The following is a 24,400-nucleotide window of genomic DNA, read 5'->3' on the forward strand; positions in this document are numbered from 1 at the left end:
TTCTAGCGGCGTTCTTGCTGCCACAGCATGATGATGCCCAGGAGAATCACGATACTTGACGGCAAGGCGGCCGAGAACAGCGGGTTCCATTCGTAGAGCAGGCCCAGGTGCCTGAACAGGCTGTTGACGAAGTGGAAAGTCAGGCCAAGCATGATGCCGATGAACAGCTTTAGGCCAACGTTGCCGCTGCGGCGCTGGGTCTGCGAGAACGGTAGGGCCAGGAACATCATGCAGACGGCCACGAAGGGATAGAGCAGCTTGCTCCATAGTGCGATCTCGTAGCGCGACGTCTTCTGCTTGTTGTCCTTCAGGTGCTCGATATAGCTCCACAGATCGCCGACCGGCATGTGCTCGGGCACGACCAGCAGTATCGACAGCACGCTGGGCGTCAGTACCGATTGCCATTGCATCTCGCTACGTGTGACGACGCTGACTTGCTGGCTGGCGAACAGCCGTGTTTCGGTGATGCCGCTCAGCTGCCATAGCCCGTCGCGCAGATGTTTGCCATGGGTGGCTCGTGTGATGCCGGTCAGATTGTAGCGCTCATCGAACGAATACACGCGCAGATCGCGCAGAGTGTTGTCCGGCAACACTTGGCGAACGTTGATGAAGTGCCGGTCATCCTTGACCCACAGGCCGGAGCGGAATTCCTGCGCAACCACCGAGTTGGTCGCCTGCAGACGCAGCTGGTTGGCTGCGCGTTCGGCTGGTGGTGCGATGTACTCACCAAAGGCGAAAGTCAGCAGCGCGAACAACAGGCCGGCCGGCAGCAGATAGGTGACGATGCGGGTGTTCGATAGCCCGCTGGCGCGCATGACCGCATATTCCGAATTGGCGGACAGCTGCGACAGCGAGAACAGCGAGCCGATCAGTGCAGCGACGGGAAACAGCTCGTAGATATGGGCCGGGATGCTCAGGCCCACGAACATGAAGACGTAGTGCATGCGGTAGTTGCCCTTGCCGACGTCATCCAGCTGATTGATGACGTCGAAAAAGGCAAACAGGCCCAATAGCACCGCAAACACCAGCAAGGTGCCCTTGACGACCTCGGACGACAGGTAGCGGGAGAGCGTGTTCATGCGCGCTTCCTCCATTGCCGGAAACTGCCGGAGCGGGCGCTGAGCAGGATCAGCACCAGTGCCAGCATGGTCAGGTGTACGGGCCACAGGCCGATGACCGGGTGCAGCTTGCCTTGGGCGATCCAGGCCTGGGCCACGGAGAGCGAATTGCTGTAAACCATGTAGATCAGGATGGCCAGCACTAGGTTGAGTGACCGGCCGGCCCGTGGTTTGACGAAGCTCAAGGGGATGGCCAGGGTCAGCATCAGGATCGCGCCGATTGGTGCCGCGAGGCGCCAGGCCAGCTCTGCATGCTTGTCGTTGTTCATGTTGCGTAACAGCTCGGGTGTCGTCATGCCCTGCACGGGGGTGGTGGTCATGCCGCCATCCTTGGGGGGGATGGCCACGGTGTAGCGATCAAATTCGACGATACGATAGATCAGGCTGCCCGATTCGCCCTCGTACTGACGTCCGTTCAGGAGTACGAGCTGGCGATTGCCGTCCTTGTCCGAGTTCAAATATCCGTGGTTGGCGCTGACTATCCGGGTTTTGTTGTTTTTCTCGGACTGCACGAAAATATTGGTGGCCGACCCATGTTCCCCGCTGTAGTTCTCGATGAAGAACACGCGGTCTGCCTGTTTGGATTCTTTGAAGACGCCGGGGGCGATGGCCGCGGTTTCGTCGCGCGACATGAGCTTCTGGCGATAGTCCTCACTCTTCCTGACTGCCCATGGCGAGAGGCCGAAGCTCAGTATGGTCACCAGCACCAGGATGGGGGCGGCGAAGCCCAGCGTGGGGCGTATCCAGTCCGTCACGCTGAGCCCGGAGCTCTGCCAGACCTCCATCTCGTGATCGCGATGGGCACGGGTCAGTGCCATCAGGGTGGCAATGAACATCGAAAGCGAGAGCAGTATCGGCAGGTAGCGCAGGGTGGCAAAACCCAGTGTGATCAGCACCGCATCGGTCGCCAGCCGGCCGGTCGCCGCCTGGCCCAGGAGGCGCACGATGAGCGTCGTCGAGATGATGGCCATGAGCACGAGAAAGACCGCAAGAGTCAGTACGGCCAGCTCGCGTTGGTAGCTTCGCTTAAAAATCATGCTTTTTTGACATTTCCAGCCGGAATTCTGGATAATTTGGTTTTAGTGCCCATTTCCGTCAAAACGTAGAATTCGGGCGACAGGAAGAGCGGGCAGGGTAAGCAGATAGCGCTACTGATATTCTAGAGGAGCGAGCGGTGGAATTTAGCATAAAAAGCGGTAGTCCGGAAAAGCAGCGCACGGCATGCGTCGTGGTCGGGATTTTTGATTCTCGCAAGCTGACTTTGGCTGCGGATTTGCTCGATCGCATCTCCAACGGTTATATCAGCGACATCCTGCGGCGCGGGGATCTCGAGGGCAAGCTTGGCTCCACGCTGCTCTTGCACAACGTGCCGCATACCCTGTGCGATCGCGTGTTGCTGGTCGGCCTTGGGCGTGAGCGCGAATTCAAGGATGCGGAATACCACACCGCCATTCGCTCCGCGGTCAAGGCCTTGATGGAGACCGGCGCGCCGGAGGCGGTGTTCTATCTGACTGAGGTGCCCGTGCGCAAGCGTGAGATCGCCTGGCGCATCGAGCATGCAACCCAGGTGGTGTACGAGTGCCTGTATCGCTTCGACCGGTTCAAGAGCAAGCAGGATGACGCTCGCCGCCAGTTGCGCAAGCTGACGCTGTCTGTCTCGCGCCGCAGCGAGCTGTCCATCGGCGAGGATGCCTTGCGCCGCGGCCAGGCGATCGCCGAAGGCATGGATCTGGCCAAGGACCTGGGCAATCTGCCCGGCAACGTGTGTACGCCGACCTATCTGGCGGAAACGGCCAAGGAGATTGCCGGCAGGTTTTCCCTCGAACTCGAGGTGCTCGAGGCCAATGACATGGAGGCGCTCGGCATGGGCTCCTTGCTGTCCGTTGCCAAGGGTAGTATTCAGCCGCCCAAGCTGATCGTGTTGCGCTATCACGGGGCCGACAAGAAGGTGAAGCCCATTGTGCTGGTCGGCAAGGGGATCACCTTCGATTCGGGCGGCATCTCGCTGAAGCCGGGCGAGGGCATGGACGAGATGAAATACGATATGTGTGGCGCTGCGACCGTGCTTGGCACGATCCAGTCTGCCGCGCAGATGAAGCTGCCGCTCAATGTATATGCCGTCGTCCCCACCTGCGAGAATATGCCGGCAGGCAATGCCAGCAAGCCGGGCGACATCGTCACCTCGATGTCGGGGCAGACCATTGAAATCCTTAATACTGATGCCGAAGGCCGCTTGATCCTGTGCGACGCGCTGACCTATGTCGAGCGCTTCGAGCCCGATACCGTCGTCGACGTCGCCACCTTGACCGGCGCCTGCATCATTGCGCTTGGCCATGTCGCCACCGGCCTCTATGCCAATCATGATGGCCTGGCGCGCGAGCTCAGCTCCGCCGGCGAGGATGCCTGCGACAAGGCTTGGCACATGCCGTTGTGGGACGAATATCAGGATCAGCTCAAGAGCAATTTCGCCGACATGGCCAATATCGGCGGCCGCCCGGCCGGATCGATTACTGCTGCCTGCTTCCTGTCCCGTTACGCCAAGGCATATGAGTGGGCTCACCTCGATATCGCCGGCACGGCCTGGAAATCCGGCAAGGAGAAGGGGGCCACCGGCCGCCCGGTGCCCTTGCTGTCGCGCTTCCTGATCGGTCGTGCCGATCAGCTCGAAGGCAAGGTGCCGATGCGTGGCCGCCCCAAGCGCGTGACCGAGGCTGATGGCGAGAGCGCCCAGCATGACGAGGATTGATTTTTATACGCATGTGAACGACCGGCTGGGCATCGTCTGCCAGCTGGTCGCCAAGGCCTATGGCCTGGGGCAGAAGGTGGTGGTGTTCACCGCCGGCCCTGGCCAGACGGCCGAGTTGGACGAACGGCTGTGGACCTACGCCCAGCTCAGTTTCGTCCCGCATTGCCGCAGTGCCTCGGCACTGGCTGGCGAGACACCGGTCATCATCGATCATGAGATCAAGCAATTTCCGCATCTCGATGTGCTGATCAACCTGCAGGCGGAGCCGCCGCCGTTCTTTGCCCGCTTTGAACGATTGATCGAGGTGGTGGACACGGACCCGACCGTCGCTGCCGCAGCCCGCAACCGTTTTCGCCACTACCGCGACAGCGGCTATGCTGTGCAATCCCATAACTTGAGCCACCTTGGCGGATAGCTGTCATGTCAGACCAGCCCAACAAACCGGATGAACCAGGCGTATTTGACCGCGTCGACGCATTGCTCTCCCGGCATCGCACGCATCCGCTGGCTGGCGACGGTGATGCCGATATCCCGGTACTGACCGAGGTGGTGGTGGAGCAGGATGACGATATTCCCGTCCTGCAGGATCTGGCCCCTGAATACACTGCCGCGGCGGCCTTTCCCGAGGTCGACCAGGATGCCGACATCCCGGTGCTGGAGGAGGCGCTGCCCGATTCGCTGGCCGATGTCACCGCCTTTGCCGTCCCCCATGCGGACCCGCTGGCCGGCTTGCTCGGTGAGGCTGCGGACGAGATCGTGCTCGAGTTCGACTTGCCAGTCGAGCGTTCCCCCGTGGTTGAGCTCATGGATGTGGCGGGTGGCGCCATCGAGATTCATGTTGATGAACTCGTGGACGACATCCCCGTACTGCTCGAGGTGGTGCAAGAGGCATCCCCGCCTATCATGGTACCGGATGCGCCAGCCGAGGGGACCGCAGCGATGACCTCCATCGAGCTGGCTGCGATCGAAGCGCCTGCCGTGTCCGGCGAGGCCGCAGCTGACCTGTACGGCGTGCCATACGACGCCATGGGGTTGATGCCGCTGGATGTGTCGCTGCCTGCCTTCGATGAGGGCGCCGGGGGCGAGATCGTCGCCGAGCCCAAGTCCACCGCCTCGCTGGAAGGTGAGGCACAGTCGCTGGCAGCCGCCATCTGGCTCGACGTCGAAGATACGCTGGAGGCTCGTGTCGAAGCGCTGGTGCGTCAGCGGTTCGCAATCAAGCTCGCCGCGCTGTATAAAGAAACCTTGGACGATGCGCTGCGTGTCGTCATGGCTGACATCAAGCAGGATCTACGCGGCACGATCGAGCAGATCGTCGCCGAACAAATCGCCCAGCGCGAACGCCACTAATTGATTTTTTCTTCCGTTGCCGGCCTGGCGTGGCCGGCACTTCTAGAGTGATGCCCCATGGACCAAGTGTCGCAGGTCAAAGACTATCTTCTGGCGCTCCAGGCGTCGATCGTGGCCGCCCTCGAGCAGATCGAGGGAGCCCCTTTCCTGCGGGACGAATGGGTGCGGGTGGAAGGTGGCGGGGGTGTCTCCCGCCTGATCGAGGATGGTGCGGTTTTCGAGCGGGCCGGCGTGCTGTTTTCCCATGTGCGGGGCGCCACCCTGCCGCCATCAGCAAGTGCTCACCGCCCTGAGCTGGCGGGCCGTAGCTGGGAGGCAATGGGCGTGTCGCTGGTGCTGCACCCGCGCAACCCCTATGTTCCCACCGTGCACATGAACGTGCGCTTTTTCATCGCCAGCCAGGATGGCGCCGAACCCGTCTGGTGGTTTGGTGGCGGCATGGACCTGACGCCGTATTACGGTTTCGAGGATGATGCCCGGCATTTTCACCAGACTTGCCGTGCGGCGCTGGCGCCGTTCGGTGACGACTGCCATGCTCGCTACAAGCGTTGGTGCGATGACTATTTCTATCTCAAGCACCGGCAGGAGCCGCGCGGGATCGGTGGCATCTTTTTCGACGATCTGAGCGAGGGGGGCTTCGGGCACTGCTTTGGCCTGATGCGCAGCGTGGGCGACCACTTCCTGAAGGCGTATCTGCCGATCGTCGAAGCACGCCGGGTGCTGGCCTATGGCGAACGCGAACGCGATTTTCAGGCCTATCGTCGCGGGCGCTACGTCGAATTCAATCTGGTGTTCGACCGTGGCACACTATTCGGTTTGCAATCGGGGGGGCGCACGGAGTCGATCTTGTTGTCGATGCCGCCGATCGTCAAATGGCGATACCAGTGGCAGCCGGAGGCGGGGTCGGCAGAGGATGGGCTGTACAGGAAATTCCTGATTGCCAGGGATTGGGTTTGAAGTGTTTGTTTTTTGACGGGTTTTTAAAAAATTCTGTCGCGATTTTGTAATAAAAACCCGCAACAAAGCCAATGCGTTGCTCGTGATTTGCGCAATAAAATTAGTGTTTCTGGTGTTTGTGTTGGCTTTTGTTTCATAGTGCGTCGCACAAATCCTGTTGATATGACTGAATTTTGCATATAAAATCAAAGCCTTTTCTCTTGATTTTACGCAGAGTCGGCAATGCAAAGACAGAGTTGGTTAGACGGTACGCTGTATCGCCCGCACTTTGAGCAGGATAGTTGCGGTTTTGGCTTGATCGCCAATATGGATGACAAGCCCAGTCACTGGCTGGTAGAGACCGCGATGAACTCGCTGGCATGCCTGACGCACCGCGGCGCGGTTGCGGCTGACGGCAAGTCGGGTGATGGTTGTGGTTTGTTGTTCCGCAAGCCTGATGGTTTCCTTCGTGCCGTGGCCAACGAGTCCGGCATTCAGCTCGCCAAGGAATACGCGGCGGGTCTGGTGTTCCATAGCACCGATCCGCAAGTCGGCGCGGCGTCGCGCTCCAAGCTGCGCATGTTCCTCGAGCAGCAAGGGCTGACCGTTGCCGGCTTCCGCAAGGTGCCGGTCAACATCGAGGCCTGTGGCGAGTACGCACTCGAAACGCTGCCGGAGATCCAGCAGGTATTCGTCAACTGCCCGCAAGGCATGGACGTCGCCACTTTCCAGCGCAAGCTCTATATTGGCCGTCGCCTCGCCGAAAAGGCCAACAAGGAAGCCGACAAGGCCTTCTACACACCAACGCTGTCACCTTACACCATCTCCTACAAGGGGCTGGTGACGCCTGCCAACCTGGCGCTGTTCTTCCCCGATCTGCGTGACCCGCGTTTCGAGTCGAGCCTGGCGGTGTACCACCAGCGCTTCTCGACCAATACCTGGCCGCAGTGGAAGCTGGCACAGCCGTTCCGCTTCCTTGCGCACAATGGCGAGATCAACACCGTTCAGGGCAACCGCTACTGGGCCAAGGCGCGCGAAGCGATCATGTCCTCGCCGCTGATCCCGAACATGGACGACGTGCGCCCGATCGTGCAGACCGACGGCTCCGACTCGATGAGCCTCGACAATATGCTCGAAGGTCTGCTGATGGGCGGCATCTCGCTGTTCCGCGCGTTGCGCCTCCTGGTGCCGCCTGCCTGGCAGAACGTCGATACCACCGATCACGACCTCAAGGCCTTCTACGAATACAACTCCATGCACATGGAGCCGTGGGACGGCCCCGCCGGCATCGTGCTGACCGATGGCCGCTATGCAGCCTGTATGCTGGACCGCAACGGCCTGCGTCCGGCGCGCTACGTGATCACCAAAGATCGCCACCTGACCATCGCCTCCGAAGTCGGCGTATGGCCGTACAAGCCCGAGGATGTGGTCAGGAAGGGGCGCGTCAAGCCTGGTCAGATCGTCGCCGCCGACCTGTCGACTGGCAAGCTGCTGCTGCCCGACGACATCGACACCATTCTCAAGACCGAGCACCCCTACCGTGACTGGGTCAAGCAACATGCACGCTATCTCGAGCTGGGCCTCGACGAGGATTCGTCGCTGCCCGAGATGGATCGCGGCACGCTGCTGCAGTACCAGAAGATGTACAACGTCTCGTTCGAAGAGCGCGACCAGATCATCCGCGTGCTGGCCGATGACGGCCAGGAGGCAGTCGGCTCGATGGGTGACGACACGCCGATGGCCGTGTTGAGCCAGAAGGTCCGCTCGCCGTTCGACTACCTGCGCCAGCAGTTCGCGCAGGTGACCAACCCGCCGATCGACCCGATCCGCGAAGCGATCGTGATGTCGCTGAACACCATCTTCGGCTCCGAGAAGAATGTGTTCGAAGAGACTGCCGATCACGCCAAACGCCTCGAGGTCCGCTCGCCCGTGCTGTCGTTCGAGAAGTTCGTGCGCATCACCTCGATTGGTGACCTGCACTACCGCGCGGCGTTCTTCGATCTGTGCTACGACCCGAAGGAATACGACCTCAAGGGTGCGATCGAGCTGCTGACCCGCCAGGTGATCGAGGCTGTCAATGGCGGCGCGGTCATCCTCGTGTTGTCCGACAAGAAGATCGGCAAGGACAAGCTGCCGATCCACGCGCTGTTCGCAACCGGCGCCGTGCACCATGCACTGATCAATGCCGGCCTGCGCTGCAACTGCAATATCGTGGTCGAAACCGCGACGGTGCGCGATCCGCACCAGTTCGCCTGCCTGATCGGCTATGGCGCAACGGCGATCTACCCGTACCTCGCCTACCAGACCATCTACGAGCTGATCGCGACTGGCGACGTCGACGCCACGCCGGCAACGGCAATGAGCAACTACCGCAAGGGCATCAACAAGGGCCTGCTCAAGGTGCTGTCGAAGATGGGTATCTCCACCATCGCCAGCTACCGTGGCGCCCAGCTGTTCGAAGCCGTCGGTGTACACGATGACGTGGTCGACCTGTGCCTTCCGGGTACAACCTCGCGCATCTCGGGCAGCACCTTCAGTGATTTCGAAGAGGACCAGCAGAAGCTGGCCCGCAGCGCATTCAACACCATGCGCCCGATCTCGCAAGGCGGTCTGCTCAAGTATGTGTTCGGCGAGGAATACCACGCCTACAATCCAGACGTCGTGATGCAGCTGCAAAAGGCTGTGCAGAATGGCGACTACAAGGAATACAAGCGCTACGCCGACCTCGTGAACAAGCGCCCGGTGGCGATGTTCCGCGATCTGTTCCAGGTCAAGGTCAACGCGGCGGACAGCATTTCGGTCGATGACGTCGAGCCGGTGACCGAGATCGTCAAGCGCTTCGACTCCGCCGGCATGTCGCTCGGCGCCTTGAGCCCCGAGGCTCACGAGGCGCTAGCCGAGGCGATGAACCGCTTGGGCGCACGCTCCAACTCCGGTGAAGGCGGTGAGGATCAGGCGCGCTACGGCACGATCAAGATGTCCAAGATCAAGCAGGTGGCCTCTGGTCGTTTCGGCGTCACGCCGCACTACCTGGTCAACGCCGAGGTGCTGCAGATCAAGGTGGCGCAAGGTGCCAAGCCTGGTGAAGGTGGTCAGCTGCCTGGCGACAAGGTCAGTGCGACCATTGCCAAGCTGCGTCACTCCAAGCCCGGCATTTCGCTGATTTCGCCGCCGCCTCACCACGATATCTATTCGATCGAAGACTTGGCCCAGCTGATCTTCGACTTGAAGCAGGTCAACCCGCAGGCGCTGGTGTCGGTGAAGCTCGTGGCCGAGCCCGGCGTGGGCACGATTGCGGCGGGTGTCGCCAAGGCCTACGCCGACCTGATCACGATTTCCGGTTACGACGGCGGCACCGGTGCGAGCCCGCTCTCGTCGGTGAAGTATGCCGGTACGCCGTGGGAGCTCGGCCTCACCGAGGCACAGCAGGTGCTGCGTGCCAACGGTCTGCGCGGCCGCGTGCGGATGCAGACGGATGGTGGTTTGAAGACCGGCCTCGACGTGATCAAGGCCGCGATTCTCGGCGCCGAGAGCTTCGGCTTCGGCACCGGCCCGATGGTGGCGCTTGGCTGTAAGTATCTGCGTATCTGCCACCTGAACAACTGCGCGACCGGTATCGCAACGCAGGAGCTCAAGCTGCGCACCAAGTACTTCATCGGCCTGCCCGAGATGGTGATGAACTACTTCCAGTTCATCGCACAGGAAACCCGCGAATGGATGGCGGCGCTCGGTGTGTCGAAGATGGAAGAGCTGATCGGCCGCTTCGATCTGCTCGAACTGCTCGAAGGTGAGAGCGAGCGCCAGAAGCGCCTGCAACTCGGTTCCCTGATCTCTGAAGGCCGCATCCCGGAGAGCGAGCCGCGCTTCTGCGTGCAGGACCGCAACCCGTCCTTCGACAAGGGCGAGCTGGCCGAGCAGATGGTGCAGGACGCACTCGACGCGATCGAGAGCAAGACACCGATCACGCTCGAATACGAAGTGCGCAACGTCAACCGCTCGATCGGTGCACGCCTGTCCGGCGTCATCGCCAAGCTGCATGGCGCCGACGGCCTGCCTGAAGATAGTCTGACGCTGAACCTCAAGGGTTCCGCCGGCCAATCGCTCGGTGTCTGGAATGCCAAGGGTCTGAGCATCAGCGTCGAAGGCGATGCCAACGACTACGTCGGCAAGGGCATGAACGGCGGCCAGATCGCACTGCGCCCGCCCAAGGGCTCTGGCTTCAAGGCGCATGAGGCGGCCATCATCGGCAATACCTGCCTGTACGGTGCAACCGGCGGCAAGCTGTTTGCCGCTGGTACGGCCGGCGAGCGTTTCGCCGTGCGTAACTCCGGGGCATTGGCGATTGTCGAGGGCGTGGGTGACCACGGCTGCGAATACATGACCGGCGGCTGCGTCATCGTGCTCGGCGAGACGGGCGTGAACTTCGGTGCGGGTATGACCGGTGGCTTCGGCTTCGTCTACGACCCGAACGAGCGTTTCGCCTATCGCTACAACAACGAGCTGATCGACATCCATCTGATCAACAACGAAGCGACCGGCCAGTACCGTGCCTTCCTGCGCGAGAAGATCGAGGAGCATGTCAAGAACACCGGTTCGGAACGTGGCCAGTGGCTGCTCGATCATTTCGAAGAACAGATGCCGTACTTCTGGCTCGTGAAGCCGAAGGCCGCAAAGCTCGATAGCTTGCTCAAGGATTAATAGGTAACGACCCATGGCAGACGTATTTCAATTCATGACTGTCCAGCGCAACCCCGGCGACAAGAAGCCGGCGGAAGCGCGCAAGATCGAGTTCCGCGAGATCTACAGGCCGCTCGTCAAGATCGACGCCGAGGAGCAGGCCGGCCGTTGCCTGTCCTGTGGCAACCCCTACTGCGAGTGGGAGTGCCCGGTACACAACTACATCCCGAACTGGCTCAAGCTCGTCAACGAGGGCAAGCTGTTCGAGGCGGCCGAGTTGAGCCACAAGACCAACTCGCTGCCCGAGATCTGCGGCCGTGTGTGCCCGCAGGATCGCTTGTGCGAAGGCGCATGCACGCTGAACCAGGGTGGTTTCGGCGCGGTGACCATCGGCTCGATCGAGAAGTACATCACCGATGAGGCTTACAAGCAGGGCTGGCGTCCGGATATGTCCGGCGTAGTGTGGACCGACAAGAAGGTTGCCGTGATCGGTGCCGGCCCGGCCGGTCTGGCGTGTGCCGACATTCTGGTCCGCAATGGCGTGAAGCCCGTCGTGTTCGACCGCTACGAGGAAATCGGCGGCCTGCTGACCTTCGGTATTCCGGAGTTCAAGCTGGAGAAGGAAGTCATCCAGCGCCGCCGTTCCATCATGGAAGAAATGGGTGTCGAGTTCCGTCTGAGCACCAATGTCGGCACCGACGTCACCATCGACGAATTGCTCAATGACTACGATGCCGTATTCATGGGCATGGGGGCGTACAAGTACATGAAGGGCGGCTTCCCGGGCGAAGACCTGCCGGGTGTGCTGGAAGCGCTGCCGTTCCTCATCAACAACGTACGCAACAAGATGAACACCCTGCCGGAAGGCGAGGCGTTCGTGTCGATGGAAGGCAAGCGGGTCGTGGTACTCGGCGGTGGCGATACCGCGATGGACTGCAACCGCACCTCGATCCGCCAGCAAGCCAAGAGCGTGATTTGTGCCTACCGCCGCGACGAAGCCAATATGCCGGGCTCCAAGCGCGAAGTGGACAATGCCAAGGAAGAAGGAGTTAGCTTCCTGTGGAATCGCCAGCCGGTCGAGATGCTGAAGCTCGCCAACGGCAGCCTCGGTGTCAAGCTTGTGACGACCCAGCTCGGTGCGCCGGATGCCAAGGGCCGCCGTGCTCCGGAAGTGGTGCCGGGCTCCGAAGAGGTGATCGAATGTGATCACGTCATCGTTGCATTCGGTTTCCAGGTTGAAGCCGAAAGCTGGTTCGATGCACAGGGCATCAAGGTGGATGAGCGCGGCCGCACGGTAGCGCCGGCCCGCCAAGCCTACAAGCACCAGACCAGCAACCCGAAGGTTTTTGCCGGTGGCGACCAGGTGCGAGGTGCGGATCTCGTGGTGCGTGCGGTATTCGAAGGCCGTCAGGCCGCGGAAGGCATGCTCGAGTACATGAAGGTCTGGTAAGCACCCGGCTTCACTCTGGCGTCAATAAAAACACCCCGGACGCGCCGGGGTGTTTTTGTTTCAAAGCACGTGCATTTGTCATATATTTTTACACTCGTATATGATGCTCCATATCCGTTCTGCCCCGGGCTTTTCCAGGGGACTGATTTTTATGGGGAAAGCTAAAGCTTAAAAAGAAAATGCCGTTCGGGTATGACATTTGCTTTAAATCGTATGGATGGCTTGATCGGGTGACTGCGTTTTCCCATTACCTGTATTGGGCCCCTTCTGTTTCTGCTGAGAACGACGATGACCGATGCCCGCAATGACTCCATGACTGCAAGCGCAGCTGCCAGCCCCTCTGACGCGGTGCCGACCGCCGGGCATGCTGGCCGTGAACGCGCCGCCCGGCATCGCATGCCTGCGCCAGCAATGCAAATCTCGGCGACGGCACCTGCCGTTGTCAGACATACCCTGTCGCTGTCGTGGAAGGCAACGCTCGGCGCCGGGCTGGTGACGGACGTGGCTGGGGTCTGCGTCCATGCCGCACAACCGCTCCCGCTGACGATGGCTGGCCTCGTGCCGGCAAGCGCGACCTTACGCCTGCCAAATTAAGGTATTGCCTGCCGTGACGGCTTAGGTACTCACCCGCCAGCCGGGCTCCAGTTCCTGCGCACGCCCACCAGATTCTGGCCTCGGTACGCAACACACAACAGGCGCTGTCCGCCTGCCCGGACACCATGACAGGCCGGCTCAACGTGGGTGCTACTGCGATGATGACGGGCTACCTCCTGCCTTATCTGCTCGACCGCTACCGGCGCGCGACAGCGTGATCAAGTTCTTCATCCAGGCCCTGCCGGATATCAGATGGAAGATGGTCGGCGAGCCGTTGGTGACCCGGGATACTGTCGCCTTTCGGTGGGTGTTCAGCGGCACCAATACCGGCATCCCATTCGAGGGTGACAAGCCCACCGGCAAGCCGATCGAGCTCAAGGGGCTGTCGCTGATCCGGGCAAGGGCGGCAAGATCGTCCACCAGGGCGACTTCTACGATGCGCTGACGCGGAAAAAACAACTCGGGCTGATCAAATGGCGCGATGCTTGCGCGTCAGGGGCCCTGTGCGAAAGCGGAACCTGAGCGGATTGGGGGGCGGATGACGTCACCCTCTTTTTCGATTTTCGCCCCAAGGCGGGCGGCCTGCTAAAATGCGGGATTGCTTGCTAACCGCCTTGCGCCATGGACTACACATTCGCCTCGGCCACGATCCTGCTGATCCTCGTGACCGACCCGCTGGGCAATATTCCCATCTTCATCAGCGCGCTCAAGAGTGTCGACAAGCAGCGCCGCAGGCTGGTGGTGGTGCGCGAGGTATTCATTGCCTACGTGATCCTGATGCTGTTCCTGTTTTTCGGGGACCGCTTTCTCGACCTGATGCACCTGTCCGATACCTCGCTCGGCATCGCCGGCGGGGTCATCCTGTTCCTGATCGCGCTGCGCATGATCTTTCCGCATCCGGACGGCGTGTTCGGCACCGATGATGAGCACGAACCCTTCATCGTGCCGCTTGCCATCCCGCTGCTGGCCGGGCCGTCCGCGCTGGCGACGGTGATGCTGCTGGCCTCGCGCCAGCCCGGCAAGATCATGGAGTGGATGGGGGCGCTGACCATCGCCATGCTGCTGTGTGCGGTGGTGCTCAGCTTTGCGGGACAAATTCAGAAGTGGGTGGGTGAGCGCGTTGTCACCGCCTTCGAACGCCTGATGGGGCTCATCCTCACCGCCATTGCGGTCGAGATGCTGCTCAAGGGTATCCAGGATTTCATGAAATCGCTTTGAGCCGGTCAACGGCAGACGGAAACTGATCATGACTCAACTTAAGAACGACACCTTCCTGCGCGCACTGCTGCGCCAACCTACCGAGTACACACCGATCTGGCTCATGCGCCAGGCTGGCCGCTACCTGCCCGAATACTGCGAGACGCGCCGCCGCGCCGGTAGCTTCATGCAGCTATGCATGAGCCCTGACTTGGCGACGGAAGTGACGCTGCAGCCACTCGCGCGCTACCGGCTCGATGCCGCCATCCTGTTCTCCGACATCCTTACCGTGCCCGATGCGATGGGCCTCGGCCTGTATTTCGCCGAGGGCGAGGGCCCCAAGTTCGAGCGCCCGCTGCGCGACGAATGGGAAATCCGTAACCTGACCGTGCCTGATCCGACCGACAAGCTGCGCTACGTACTCGACGCGGTCAGCCAGATCCGCCGTGCGCTCGACGGTAGTGTGCCGCTGATCGGCTTCTCCGGCAGCCCGTTCACGCTCGCCTGCTACATGATTGAAGGCAGCGGCTCGCGCGACTGGATGCACGTCAAGACCATGCTCTATAACCGCCCCGAGCTCTTGCACCACGTGCTCGACGTCAACGCCCGCGCTGTCACCGCCTACCTCAACGCGCAGATCGAGGCGGGCGCCCAGGCGGTGCAGATCTTCGATACCTGGGGCGGTGCGCTGAGCCACAACGCCTATCACGAATTCTCGCTGCGCTATATCGAGCAGATCATCAGCGGCCTCAAGCGCGAATCCCAAGGGCGCAAGGTGCCGGTGATCGTGTTCACCAAGGGTGGCGGCCTGTGGCTCGAAAGCATCGCCGCCACCGGCTGCGACGCGGTCGGCCTCGACTGGACCGTCGACCTGGGCCAGGCCCGCGCCCGTGTCGGTGACCAGGTCGCGCTGCAGGGCAACTTTGACCCGAACGCGCTGTTCGCCTCGGCGGATGCGATCAAGCAGGAGGTCGACGTGCTGCTGGCCAGCTACGGCCACGGCAACGGCCACGTGTTCAACCTCGGCCACGGCATCTCGCAGTTCACCAATCCCGAGCATGTGACGGCGCTGGTGGAGGCAGTACGTGAGGGCAGCCGGCAGTACCACGGTGAAACGCCGGCGGCTTGAGTGAGGCAGTTAGGGCGATATGTCGCGCATCCACTATTTCCAGCGCTATTCGTCGATCGAGAACACGGTCACCAACAACACGCTGCAACTGCTGGCTCGCATCTATGAATATTCCGCCCGTTCCGCCTCGCGCCTGCTGTCCGAGCTGACCGGCGAGGCGATTTACATCGGGCTCGAAATCGCGCAGCAGCAGCGCGCAGGCAGCTCGGTGCCCGATGGCACGCTGCTGCAGCGGAGCTTCAAGATCGCCATCGAGGCCAAGGTCGATGCGCCGGTTGATGCCGACCAGCTGGCGCGCCACGCCGCGGGCTTTGGTGCCGAGGCGCAGCGGATCTTGCTGCTGCTGACCAAGACCCCGCTCGGCAGCGCCGAGCAGGCGGCCGTGGAGCAGGTCAGGGCGCGCTTTCCCGGCGTCGTCATCAAGTACATCACCTTCGAGGACATCTGCAATGCGGTCGGGGCACTGTTCAAGCCGCATGAAGACTCGATCATCGAGCTGGTCGAGGACTACATCGAATACTGCAACGATACCGGCCTGTTCGATCAGTCCCGAGATCTGATGCGGGTCGTGCCGTGCGGGCAGAGCATTGGCATCAACCAGCAACATGGCATCTACTTCCAGCCATCCGACCGTGGCTACACGCCACATGCCTACGTCGGCGTCTACAGCCAGAAAGCGGTGAGAGCCGTGCTGGCCACCAAGAGCGTGTTCGACGTCACCCTGGCGGGCGGCCTGCTGATAAAAACGCTGGTCGATGGCGAGCCGACCGATCGCTTTGATGCCGCTATCCGCGCGATCATCGACGACGCCAGGGTGGAATGCGATTACGACATCGCGGACGGCCATCGCTTCTTCTGTGGCGACATGGCGGCCACGCATTTTGAAAAGACCTCGCCAGGCGGCATACAAGGGGCGAGATTCATTAATCTGAAGGAGGTGCTGGGGCGGTTCGACGGGATTGCCGACATTGCCCTCCGGCTGCGTGAAAGGCAGTGGGAGTAGCAGCCCCACGGGGCGTGCTGCTGCCTGCTATGCTCAAGCCGCGCGCCGTGAAGGCCAAGGCAGGCTATGCTTGCCGTGTCATCTCCGCAAAAGGGCTTGCCATGCGCTGTACCAAATCCGTCTGCCGTGCCATGTTGCTGCTGTCGTTATCGAGCACGCTCGTCCTCCCACCGTCCTACGCCAGCTCGCCCGACAGCAAGGGTAAGCTTACCCACGCCGGTAAGGCGCAGAAAAAGGATTGGCACGAGGTTGGTAACGAAGATGCCGTCGAGCTCAACCTGGCCCGTGCCGACATCAGCGCGGAGACGGCGCGTGGCTATGTGCGCGAGCTGCAGATCGACCGCAGCGGCTATGCCGCGCTGCCACCCGGCATCCGCAAGAGCCTCGTGCGCGGCAAGCCGCTGCCGCCGGACATCGGCAAGAAAGCTGTGCCCAATCGCCTGAAGGTGCGTCTGCCGGTGCATGACGGCTATACCTGGCAGGTGGTCGGCACCGACCTGGTGCTGATCTCGGCGACGACCGGCATCGTGGCCGACGTGCTGCAAGATGTCTTCGGCGGCAACTGACGCGCGCCTGTCGGCCGCGCCCAGGGCCGGCTGCGGGGGAATCCGGCCGCATTCGCAGGGCAATCTGCGTGGCGGTACAGTTTTGTGCCAGCGTCCACGAGAATTGTTGCTGTAATGCCCGTCCCGGCGACGGTACACTTGCTAGCATGACCCTACCCTGGAGCAGGTTATGTTTTCCGAGCGTATCGACCGGTTGTCCGGTTCCCTGATTCGAGAAATTCTCGCGCTGACGCAGCGCCCCGGCGTGATTTCGTTTGCGGGCGGCCTGCCGGCATCGCACATCATGCCCCCCTTCGACTTTGCCGGCCTGCCGCCGGAGCTGCGCCAGTACGGTGCGAGCGAGGGCGAGATGGCCCTGCGCGAGAAGGTATCGGCTCATGTGCGTGAGCTCGGCATCGATGCCGGCCCCGATCAGGTATTGATCCTTTCCGGCTCGCAGCAGGGGCTCGACCTCGCCTCCAAGCTGTTCATCGACGTCGGTACGCGCGTGATGGTCGAGGCGCCGACCTATCTGGCGGCATTGCAGAACTTCAAGCTATTCGGTGCCACGTTCGACGAGCTGACGTTGAATCCGCACGGCATCGATGCCGATGAGCTGGCCGCCAAGGCGAGGCAGCACAAGCCGGCCTGCTGTTACCTGATCCCGACCTTCCAGAACCCCTCCGGCTATTGCTACTCGGCCGAGACGCGTATGGCGGTGGCCGAGACGCTCGACGAGCTCGACATCCCCCTGATCGAGGACGAACCCTATCGCGAGCTGATGTACGACGAGGTGGACCGCACGCCGCTCTGCGCGCGCCTGACCCGTGCGCCGTGGATCTACCTCGGCAGCTTCTCGAAGACCATGATGCCGGGCCTGCGCGTGGGTTTCCTGGTGGCGAGCAAGTCGCTGATGCCCTATCTCACGCGCCTCAAGCAGGCGGTGGACCTGCACACCAACCGCGTGGGGCAGTGGTATCTGGCCGAACATTTCGAAACACCGGCCTACCATGCCCACATCCGCGAGGCGCGCAGCTACTACCGCCAGCAGCGCGACTACATGGCCGATGCGCTGGCCCGTCATCTGGGCGAGGTGGCGAGCTGGCAGGTGCCGCCGGGCGGGCTTTTCCTGTGGCTCAAGCTGCGAGACAAGCTGAATACCCGCGCTCTGCTCGAAGCGGCGCTCAAACGCGACGTCGCCTTCATGCCGGGCGAGCCGTTCTTCGCGACGCCGATGGAGGCCTCGGGTGCGCTACGGTTAAACTTCAGTCTGGCGACGCCGGCGCAGATCGATGAGGGTATCCCCTTGCTGCGCGAGGTGGTCGAGGATGCGCTTGTCAACCGAAAAAGTTGAGCGAATCGGCTTGACAATGACAGGGTTGTGCACATGTCGGTAGCCCATCACACATCGGAATGCCGGCATGACCTACGCACCTGCTATTGCTATGCAAGTATTTGAATTTAAAATTTAAATATTGTTGCCGATTTTTTGCGCAAACTAACAAAATGCCTTATTCACCGGGAGCTTGGGCAATTTATCCCGGTTAATCCACAAAGTTATCCACATAATTTGTGGATTTTCTAAAAAGTGCTTTCGGCTCATTGCACTAGCGCTGTTTGGTGAGAAGTTACGAGAAGATGACAATGAAATATCGCGCTAGCGAGAGGCTGTGCTGATTGCTCGCGTGGCACTCGATGTGCCGCTTCCAGGCTTGTTCGACTATCTCGCGCCAGGCCTGACCGAAACCGATGTCGGCCGGCGCGTGGTGGTGTCGTTCGGCCGACGGCGCATGGCCGGCATCGTGTTCGAGCTGGCTGGCACGTCGGACTACGAGCCGGCCCGGCTGAAGCCAATCGGCGCGGTGATCGACGACATGCCCGCCATCTCGGCCGATGTGCTCGCGCTGTGGCGCTTCTGCAGCGACTACTACCAGTACCCGCTGGGGCAGACCGTTTTTACCGGGCTGCCCGTGCGCCTGCGCCAGACAGCCATTTTCGTGCCCGATGCGCCCAGCTATTGGCATCTCACCGAATCGGGCCGCGCAGCCATCCCCGGTGCGCTGAGCCCGCGTGCCCATGCCCGCCAGCGGCTGTGGGTGGTGCTGCAGGACGGCTATTGCGAAGACAGCCTGCTGCGCGAGCTGGCCGCCACTGCCTCCGCCACGCTCAAGGACTGGCAACAGCGCGGCTGGGTCGAGCGTTGCTGGCCACCGGCCTCCGCTGCGCTGGCGATGCCGCCCGGCCCGGCGCTCAATGCCGAGCAGCAGGCCGCGCTCGACGCCATCGACGCGACGGCCGGCTTTGCCGCCCATCTGCTGCACGGTGTGACGGGCAGCGGCAAGACCGAGGTCTACCTGCGGCTGATCAGCGAGCGGCTGCTGCAGGGGCGGCAGGTGCTGGTGCTGGTGCCCGAGATCAACCTGACGCCACAGCTGATGCAGCGCTTTAATGCACGCTTTCCGGGCCGGCGCATCGCCACGCTCCACAGCGCGCTGTCGGACGGTGAACGCACGCACAATTGGCTGGCGGCGCAGCGTGGCGAGGCCGATATCGTCATCGGCACCCGGCTGGCCGTCTTCACGCCGCTGCCGCGGCTCGGCATGATCGTGGTCGACGAGGAACATGACGGTTCGTTCAAGCAGCAGGAGGGCCTGCGCTATTCGGCCCGTGACGTCGCCATCTACCGCGCGCGGATGCGCAACGTGCCCATCGTGCTCGGCTCGGCCACGCCGTCGCTCGAGACCTGGCACAACGCGCGGGCAGGGCGCTTTCAGTTGCTGCAGCTGACACAGCGCGCCGTTGCCGCTGCGGCGCTGCCCAGCGTGCGCACCATCGACACCCGCCGCAGCCTGCTGCTGGAGGGCTTTGCGCCACTGGTGCTCGAAGCGCTCGGCGCCCGGCTCGCGCGCGGTGAACAGAGCCTGGTGTTCATCAACCGTCGTGGCTACGCCCCCGTGCTGTTCTGTGGCGAATGCGGCTGGCTCGCCGGCTGCCGCCGTTGCAGCGCCAGGCTGGTGCTGCACCTGCGCGAGCGCAGGCTGCGCTGCCACCACTGCGGCTGGGAAGAGGCCGTGCCGGTGGCCTGCCCCGAGTGCGGCAATCAGGACGTACGCCCGCTGGGGCAGGGCACGCAGCGCGTCGAGACCACGCTCGCGCAGCACTTTCCGCAGGCCAATGTGCTGCGCATCGACCGCGATGCCACGCGGCGCAAGGATGCCTGGCATCACATCTTTGACGAGGTGCACAGCGGTCGCGCGCAGATCCTCGTAGGCACCCAGATGCTGGCCAAGGGGCACGATTTCCCCAACCTCTCGCTGGTCTGCGTGCTCAACGCCGACGGCGGGCTCTACAGCGCGGATTTTCGTGCCGGCGAGCGCCTGTTCGCGCTGCTGATGCAGGTCGCCGGCCGTGCCGGCCGCGCCGGTGTGCCCGGCGAGGTGCTGATCCAGACCCAGTTCCCTGATCACCCGATGTACACCGCGCTGGCCGCCCACGACTTCGATCGCTATGCCGAGCAACAATTGAGTGAGCGCCGCGATGCCGGGTTTCCGCCGTTCACCTTTCAGGCACTGCTGCGCGCCGAGGCGGCCAGCATCGACGCCGCACTCGCCTTCCTGTTTCAGGCAAGGCGCGTGGCCCAGGCGCTGGCGGCGCCGGTCGAACTGTTCGACCCGGTGCCCGCTACCATGGCGCGCCTGGCCGGGCGCGAGCGCGCGCAATTGCTGCTGCAGCACGGCTCGCGCCCGGTGCTGCAGCAATTCCTGCGCTTGTGGATGCCACAACTCGCCAGCCTGGCCGATCGCCAGGTACGCTGGTCGCTCGACGTCGATCCGCAGGAGCTATGAGATATTGCATCGCTTGTTAGAATGCGCCTTTCAGCAGGAGGGCCGGGCATGCGGCTGATCATCTCATCATTGCTTGCCGCGTTGGTGCTCAACCCGGCGCAGGCCGAGCCGTCCGGCTTCCCTGGCGTCGACATCAAGGTGCGCCAGGATGGCGACGTCATCATCGTCGACTGCGTGATGCACACCGACGTCTCACAGGATGCCGCCTGGGCCGTGCTGACCGATTTCGAACACATGGTGCGCTTCGTCCCCAATGTGCACGAAAGCCACGTGCTCGAACGCCATGGCGAACAGCTGCGCGTACAGCAGAAGGGCGTTGCACGCTACGGTGTGCTGTCCTTCTCGTTCGAATCGTTGCGCGATATCGAGCTCAAGCCGATCAGCGAGATACGCTCGCGCGCCGTCGGCGGCAATGTGAAGCAGATGGAGGGCACCACCCAGCTGAGCCACGATGCCGGCGGCACCACCATCGTCTTCCATTCGACCTCGGTGCCGGGCGTGTGGGTGCCCCCCATGCTCGGACTCGCCTTCGTCAGGAACGAGGTCGCGGAGCAGTTCCACGGCATGCTGCTGGAAATGCAGAAACGCAAGCCGCCCACCCTCAGCGAACCGAGACCGGCGACATGATTTTTCAATGCATGCAAAAAATGTGCTTGACGCCAAAACCGCGCTAGTGTTTAATTGCGCCCTCTCGACGGCCAAGTAGCTCAGTTGGTAGAGCAGCGGATTGAAAATCCGCGTGTCGGTGGTTCGATTCCGCCCTTGGCCACCAAAATTCAGCGCCCAACTGTTCTCAGTTGGGCGTTTTCATTTGTGCTTCCCGCATGACACGCGGGGTTCCCGCACATTCTGCGTGTGCGACCCGGGTCCTGTGGCCTGGCAGGAACATCCCCGGTTGCCCTCCGTTCCGCCCTCTCTTCTCTCGAAATCGGCGCTAACTTCTTCGCCGTGGCACACGCACATGGCCTTTTGCGACCATGATTCGCGCGCGTGCCATTGCCATTCGTTGTCGGGTGAACTTGGAGCAGCAATCCATCACGCCAACACAGCCGCCGCGCAAGGCATGGAGTACAAGCCTGCGCGTTGCTGCGTGACGACGAGTGCTCCGTAGGCCGCCAGCCTCGCCTCGTGCTCCGGCTTGCCCTTGTCCTTCGACTTGATCTTAAACAGGTCAATTGGCTTGTCGCTCTTCTGGCCGGCGCGCTGCATGACCCTTTCGCCGTCCACCTCGGCACCCTTGAATGACCAAAGCGCTTCGAACACCTTGGCCTGACCTTGGGTGAATCGGATTGGTGTGGACTGCACATCCGGCAGCGTTGCCCACTTGAAGTCCGCCGAGAATGGCCCGTTCACAGGCGCGGCCGGATTGGCCACTGCTGGCGCTGCAGACGGTGCCGAAGGGATGAACGAGATCCCGCCGCCATAGAACGTGAATCGTTCTTCCAGCGCCAGCCATTCCACGCCTGAGCCGAAGGGCGATCCGCGAGTCATGCGCGGCCTGGGAGTGATGACCCGGATGCTGCTGCCCGCCACGCGCACACGATCCAGCAAGTTCGGCTCATGCAGCACTCGTGTCAGATCTCGGGCCAGCAACACTGGAGAACGGCGGGCGTCACCGATTCGCCAGGCTCCGTCGCCCAAGTCATCGATGTCGTCGCGGCTCTCGATGTCGAGGGCGAGGCGCATTTTCTGCCGCAGCCAGTCTTCATCCAGGGCCAACGCCGCACCGTCGATTGCTTCGACGGGCACCTGGCCACAATCCGGGCACCGACAGATCCGGCCGCCCCGACCATCACTCCAGACCTGCGCCCGGTGCTGCTGGCAGTGGGGGCAGAGCACAAAAGACTGATCCACCACTGTTGGCCTCACCGCTTTGCCGAGCACAGGCAAAGCCGTTACCTCGCGTGGCGACAGCGTGGAACGCAGCACCGGCGTGCCGCCCGCGAACAGGCGGCAAACCAGGGCCCAGGTATCGTGCGTTGCCATTGGTCAGTCCTCGAAGGCCGATGAGGTATTGACTGCGTCGGACTCCGGCGGCACTTCCTGGGCACTGAGGGTCTGGCCCTTCTGCAAGATGCCCACCGCAACCAGGTAGCCTTCCAGCTGTGCCTGCATCGTGGCGTCGAACTTGTGCAGGTTCAGTCGCCCTTTGCTAGTCACTTCGATGGTGACCACCTTTGGGCGAGTTCTGCCCGGCTCGGGCGGGTAGTAGAGATTGACCTGCGCCGCCGTCACTGCCCACTGACCTTCCAGCGGGCCAGGCAGCTTCTCCTTCAGCAGATCGTGCACCGAGCGCTGCTGGCTGGACTGCATCGCCGTGCATTCGATCTTGAGCGCCGTGTCGGGGCTGAGCAGGGTGAGTGCCTTGAGTTGCACCATCGAAAAACCGTCCTCAAAGACCTCCGGCACATCGAACCCGGTGCGCAGCATCGACAAATCCAGCGTCGGCGACTTGATCTTGTGAGCGCTCGCTTTCACGCCCAGCACATGCTCCGCGAAGGCCTCGACCAGCATCTGCTGGTACTTCGCGCCGCCGCGCACCAGCGTGCGCACGACACCGGTGGACTTGGCGTACTCCAGCACCATGTGAATGTTGGGGTTGCCGACCCTGCGCTTCAGGGTTGCGCCCTCGAACTCCAAGCGCAGCATCGCCATATCCTTGACATGGACTGACAACAGAAACACCCCTGGGCTGCGCTCGACCAAGTGCGCCACGCTGCCGTCACCACATTGCAGTTCACGCTTGTAGAAGGCAGAGATGGCATGACGCAACGCGGACAGATTGGCATCCGAACCGTTCGGCTGGCGCTTCAAGCCGAGATCGTATTGCTGCGTCTGCTGCCCATGCTGCTCCCAAAAGCTGAAGTCATAGGCGCGCTCAAACAGCGCCGGGTGGTGGACGTAGAGCCAGAAGGAACGGTGGATGTCACTTGCGCAAAGCGTCAAACCCGCCAAAGCGGCACCGTCGGTCACCGCCGCCTCAAACATCGCCTGCTTGCCTGCCACATCGCCCAACTGAACGCTGGCCATGAGATTGGCCGTCATCCGGTCGCGGGCTGCAATGTCTGGCCAGACTTTGACCGCTTCGACCAGAAACTGGCTGGTCTCCGGTGTGTCATCCCAGGCAAAGCCATCGGGCACAGGCAGGCTGTGGGTAGTCAAGAAGTCGCGCAGCGTGGCATCCACCGGCAGCTCGAGCATCACGTCGACAAAGGTCTTCTTCATCTTGATCGTCCTTTCTGGATCGGCGTCGAAGGTCTGCGACCGATGTACGGACTGCACTGGCCAGCGACTGGTTTACTGAACACGAACTTCGCACAAGTAAAGTAGCGAGATACAAGCGCGATTCTGAACCTCGGATTTCCGCTTGTCAATCAACTCGGCACATCTAGACCTCATTTGTATCTCACGGCTATACTGGCGGTCTTGTTTTTGTTAACTGACTGTTTTCCCCTACAGGAGCATCGCTATGGCTTCAGCGTTCGGAGCACGCCTGCGACGCTTACGCGAGGCGAAGAAATTGACCTTGCAACAGGTCGCCGACGAAGTCGGCTGTACCAAGGCGTACATATGGGAACTGGAGATGAAGGACGGCCAGCGTCCCTCCGCTGAGCGGGTCCAGGCCCTGGCCAGGGTGCTGGGCGTGACGATGGAGGACATCATGGGCGAGCCCATCGAACAGGTACCTCAGGCCAGCCCAGAAGATGTGGCCTTCTTCCGTGAGTACGCCGGAATGACGGACGAGGAGAAGGATCGCTACCGTCAGGCACTCAAAATCATGTTCCCTGACAAGAGTTAAGGCGGTCCGAC

Annotated in this window: 20 protein-coding genes and 1 tRNA gene; 17 read left to right on the forward strand and 4 right to left on the reverse strand. The window is 62.0% G+C overall.

The window, feature by feature from the left end; all coding sequences use genetic code 11:
- Positions 1 to 2: 2 nt before the first annotated feature.
- Positions 3 to 1,079 (reverse strand): LPS export ABC transporter permease LptG, encoded by a 1,077-nt coding sequence (gene lptG / locus ABWL39_RS00125; protein ID WP_367786068.1) that lies wholly within the window; start codon positions 1,077 to 1,079, stop codon positions 3 to 5.
- The gene (gene lptF, locus ABWL39_RS00130; RefSeq protein WP_367786069.1) at positions 1,076 to 2,155 is read right to left on the reverse strand and encodes an LPS export ABC transporter permease LptF; all 1,080 of its coding nucleotides are present in this window, start codon (positions 2,153 to 2,155) and stop codon (positions 1,076 to 1,078) included. Before lptF ends, lptG begins: the two co-directional genes overlap by 4 nt.
- Before the next feature lie 137 nt (positions 2,156 to 2,292).
- On the opposite strand from lptF, the gene ABWL39_RS00135 reads away from it, so the two are divergent.
- The 16 genes from ABWL39_RS00135 to ABWL39_RS00210 all read left to right on the forward strand — a co-directional run bounded on the left by ABWL39_RS00135 (position 2,293) and on the right by ABWL39_RS00210 (position 21,362).
- Positions 2,293 to 3,864, forward strand: coding sequence for a leucyl aminopeptidase (locus ABWL39_RS00135; protein ID WP_367786070.1), 1,572 nt, complete (start codon positions 2,293 to 2,295; stop codon positions 3,862 to 3,864).
- Positions 3,851 to 4,279: a DNA polymerase III subunit chi gene (locus tag ABWL39_RS00140; protein ID WP_367786071.1), complete on the forward strand. Its 429-nt coding sequence runs from the start codon at positions 3,851 to 3,853 to the stop codon at positions 4,277 to 4,279. Before ABWL39_RS00135 ends, ABWL39_RS00140 begins: the two co-directional genes overlap by 14 nt.
- 5 nt (positions 4,280 to 4,284) lie before the next feature.
- Positions 4,285 to 5,214, forward strand: a complete 930-nt coding sequence (locus tag ABWL39_RS00145; protein ID WP_367786072.1) for a hypothetical protein — start codon at positions 4,285 to 4,287, stop codon at positions 5,212 to 5,214.
- Positions 5,215 to 5,271: 57 nt separating this feature from the next.
- Positions 5,272 to 6,171 carry an oxygen-dependent coproporphyrinogen oxidase gene (gene hemF, locus ABWL39_RS00150; protein WP_367786073.1) on the forward strand — a complete coding sequence of 300 codons (900 nt, stop codon included), beginning with the start codon at positions 5,272 to 5,274 and terminating at the stop codon, positions 6,169 to 6,171.
- Positions 6,172 to 6,393: 222 nt separating this feature from the next.
- The gene (gene gltB / locus ABWL39_RS00155) at positions 6,394 to 10,848 is read left to right on the forward strand and encodes a glutamate synthase large subunit (protein ID WP_367786074.1); all 4,455 of its coding nucleotides are present in this window, start codon (positions 6,394 to 6,396) and stop codon (positions 10,846 to 10,848) included.
- 13 nt (positions 10,849 to 10,861) lie between these two features.
- Positions 10,862 to 12,277: an FAD-dependent oxidoreductase gene (locus tag ABWL39_RS00160; RefSeq protein WP_367786075.1), complete on the forward strand. Its 1,416-nt coding sequence runs from the start codon at positions 10,862 to 10,864 to the stop codon at positions 12,275 to 12,277.
- A gap of 312 nt (positions 12,278 to 12,589) precedes the next feature.
- Positions 12,590 to 12,871 (forward strand): hypothetical protein, encoded by a 282-nt coding sequence (locus tag ABWL39_RS00165; protein WP_367786076.1) that lies wholly within the window; start codon positions 12,590 to 12,592, stop codon positions 12,869 to 12,871.
- 214 nt (positions 12,872 to 13,085) lie between these two features.
- Entirely contained in the window at positions 13,086 to 13,316 is a 231-nt protein-coding gene (locus ABWL39_RS00170; RefSeq protein ID WP_367786077.1) for an ester cyclase, read from the forward strand.
- A gap of 176 nt (positions 13,317 to 13,492) precedes the next feature.
- Positions 13,493 to 14,089 (forward strand): MarC family protein, encoded by a 597-nt coding sequence (locus ABWL39_RS00175; RefSeq protein WP_367786078.1) that lies wholly within the window; start codon positions 13,493 to 13,495, stop codon positions 14,087 to 14,089.
- A 28-nt stretch (positions 14,090 to 14,117) separates the two neighbouring features.
- Positions 14,118 to 15,197, forward strand: coding sequence for a uroporphyrinogen decarboxylase (gene hemE / locus ABWL39_RS00180; protein WP_367786079.1), 1,080 nt, complete (start codon positions 14,118 to 14,120; stop codon positions 15,195 to 15,197).
- A gap of 19 nt (positions 15,198 to 15,216) precedes the next feature.
- Positions 15,217 to 16,200, forward strand: coding sequence for a hypothetical protein (locus ABWL39_RS00185; protein ID WP_367786080.1), 984 nt, complete (start codon positions 15,217 to 15,219; stop codon positions 16,198 to 16,200).
- A gap of 101 nt (positions 16,201 to 16,301) precedes the next feature.
- On the forward strand, positions 16,302 to 16,766 hold the full coding sequence (locus ABWL39_RS00190) for an anti-virulence regulator CigR family protein (RefSeq protein WP_367786081.1): 465 nt from the start codon (positions 16,302 to 16,304) through the stop codon (positions 16,764 to 16,766).
- 169 nt (positions 16,767 to 16,935) lie between these two features.
- A complete protein-coding gene (locus ABWL39_RS00195) occupies positions 16,936 to 18,099 on the forward strand; it encodes a PLP-dependent aminotransferase family protein (RefSeq protein WP_367786083.1) in 1,164 nt (387 codons plus the stop codon).
- Positions 18,100 to 18,415: 316 nt separating this feature from the next.
- Positions 18,416 to 20,590 (forward strand): primosomal protein N', encoded by a 2,175-nt coding sequence (locus ABWL39_RS00200; protein ID WP_367786085.1) that lies wholly within the window; start codon positions 18,416 to 18,418, stop codon positions 20,588 to 20,590.
- Positions 20,591 to 20,638: 48 nt separating this feature from the next.
- Positions 20,639 to 21,217 (forward strand): SRPBCC family protein, encoded by a 579-nt coding sequence (locus ABWL39_RS00205; RefSeq protein ID WP_367786086.1) that lies wholly within the window; start codon positions 20,639 to 20,641, stop codon positions 21,215 to 21,217.
- Between the two features lie 69 nt (positions 21,218 to 21,286).
- Positions 21,287 to 21,362 (forward strand) — tRNA-Phe (locus ABWL39_RS00210).
- 263 nt (positions 21,363 to 21,625) lie between these two features.
- Here ABWL39_RS00210 and ABWL39_RS00215 read toward each other — a convergent pair.
- Both ABWL39_RS00215 and ABWL39_RS00220 read right to left on the reverse strand, forming a co-directional pair.
- Positions 21,626 to 22,576, reverse strand: coding sequence for a hypothetical protein (locus ABWL39_RS00215; RefSeq protein ID WP_367786088.1), 951 nt, complete (start codon positions 22,574 to 22,576; stop codon positions 21,626 to 21,628).
- 3 nt (positions 22,577 to 22,579) lie between these two features.
- Positions 22,580 to 23,815: a hypothetical protein gene (locus ABWL39_RS00220; protein WP_367786090.1), complete on the reverse strand. Its 1,236-nt coding sequence runs from the start codon at positions 23,813 to 23,815 to the stop codon at positions 22,580 to 22,582.
- A 244-nt stretch (positions 23,816 to 24,059) separates the two neighbouring features.
- Between ABWL39_RS00220 and ABWL39_RS00225 the strand changes: the two genes are divergently transcribed.
- Positions 24,060 to 24,389 (forward strand): helix-turn-helix transcriptional regulator, encoded by a 330-nt coding sequence (locus tag ABWL39_RS00225; protein WP_013517374.1) that lies wholly within the window; start codon positions 24,060 to 24,062, stop codon positions 24,387 to 24,389.
- Positions 24,390 to 24,400 lie beyond the last annotated feature (11 nt).

This window comes from Chitinivorax sp. PXF-14 (assembly GCF_040812015.1).
Classification (GTDB): Bacteria; Pseudomonadota; Gammaproteobacteria; order Burkholderiales; family SCOH01; genus JBFNXJ01.

Coding starts and splice junctions, on each gene's coding strand:
- ABWL39_RS00190 (WP_367786081.1), top strand. CDS start 16,302: ATGCGCTGTACCAAATCCGTCTGCCGTGCCATGTTGCTGCTGTCGTTA.
- ABWL39_RS00145 (WP_367786072.1), top strand. CDS start 4,285: ATGTCAGACCAGCCCAACAAACCGGATGAACCAGGCGTATTTGACCGC.
- ABWL39_RS00185 (WP_367786080.1), top strand. CDS start 15,217: ATGTCGCGCATCCACTATTTCCAGCGCTATTCGTCGATCGAGAACACG.
- hemE (WP_367786079.1), top strand. CDS start 14,118: ATGACTCAACTTAAGAACGACACCTTCCTGCGCGCACTGCTGCGCCAA.
- gltB (WP_367786074.1), top strand. CDS start 6,394: ATGCAAAGACAGAGTTGGTTAGACGGTACGCTGTATCGCCCGCACTTT.
- ABWL39_RS00215 (WP_367786088.1), bottom strand. CDS start 22,576: ATGGCAACGCACGATACCTGGGCCCTGGTTTGCCGCCTGTTCGCGGGC.
- ABWL39_RS00175 (WP_367786078.1), top strand. CDS start 13,493: ATGGACTACACATTCGCCTCGGCCACGATCCTGCTGATCCTCGTGACC.
- ABWL39_RS00140 (WP_367786071.1), top strand. CDS start 3,851: ATGACGAGGATTGATTTTTATACGCATGTGAACGACCGGCTGGGCATC.
- lptF (WP_367786069.1), bottom strand. CDS start 2,155: ATGATTTTTAAGCGAAGCTACCAACGCGAGCTGGCCGTACTGACTCTT.
- lptG (WP_367786068.1), bottom strand. CDS start 1,079: ATGAACACGCTCTCCCGCTACCTGTCGTCCGAGGTCGTCAAGGGCACC.
- ABWL39_RS00220 (WP_367786090.1), bottom strand. CDS start 23,815: ATGAAGAAGACCTTTGTCGACGTGATGCTCGAGCTGCCGGTGGATGCC.
- ABWL39_RS00165 (WP_367786076.1), top strand. CDS start 12,590: ATGACTGCAAGCGCAGCTGCCAGCCCCTCTGACGCGGTGCCGACCGCC.
- hemF (WP_367786073.1), top strand. CDS start 5,272: ATGGACCAAGTGTCGCAGGTCAAAGACTATCTTCTGGCGCTCCAGGCG.
- ABWL39_RS00160 (WP_367786075.1), top strand. CDS start 10,862: ATGGCAGACGTATTTCAATTCATGACTGTCCAGCGCAACCCCGGCGAC.
- ABWL39_RS00225 (WP_013517374.1), top strand. CDS start 24,060: ATGGCTTCAGCGTTCGGAGCACGCCTGCGACGCTTACGCGAGGCGAAG.
- ABWL39_RS00195 (WP_367786083.1), top strand. CDS start 16,936: ATGTTTTCCGAGCGTATCGACCGGTTGTCCGGTTCCCTGATTCGAGAA.
- ABWL39_RS00205 (WP_367786086.1), top strand. CDS start 20,639: ATGCGGCTGATCATCTCATCATTGCTTGCCGCGTTGGTGCTCAACCCG.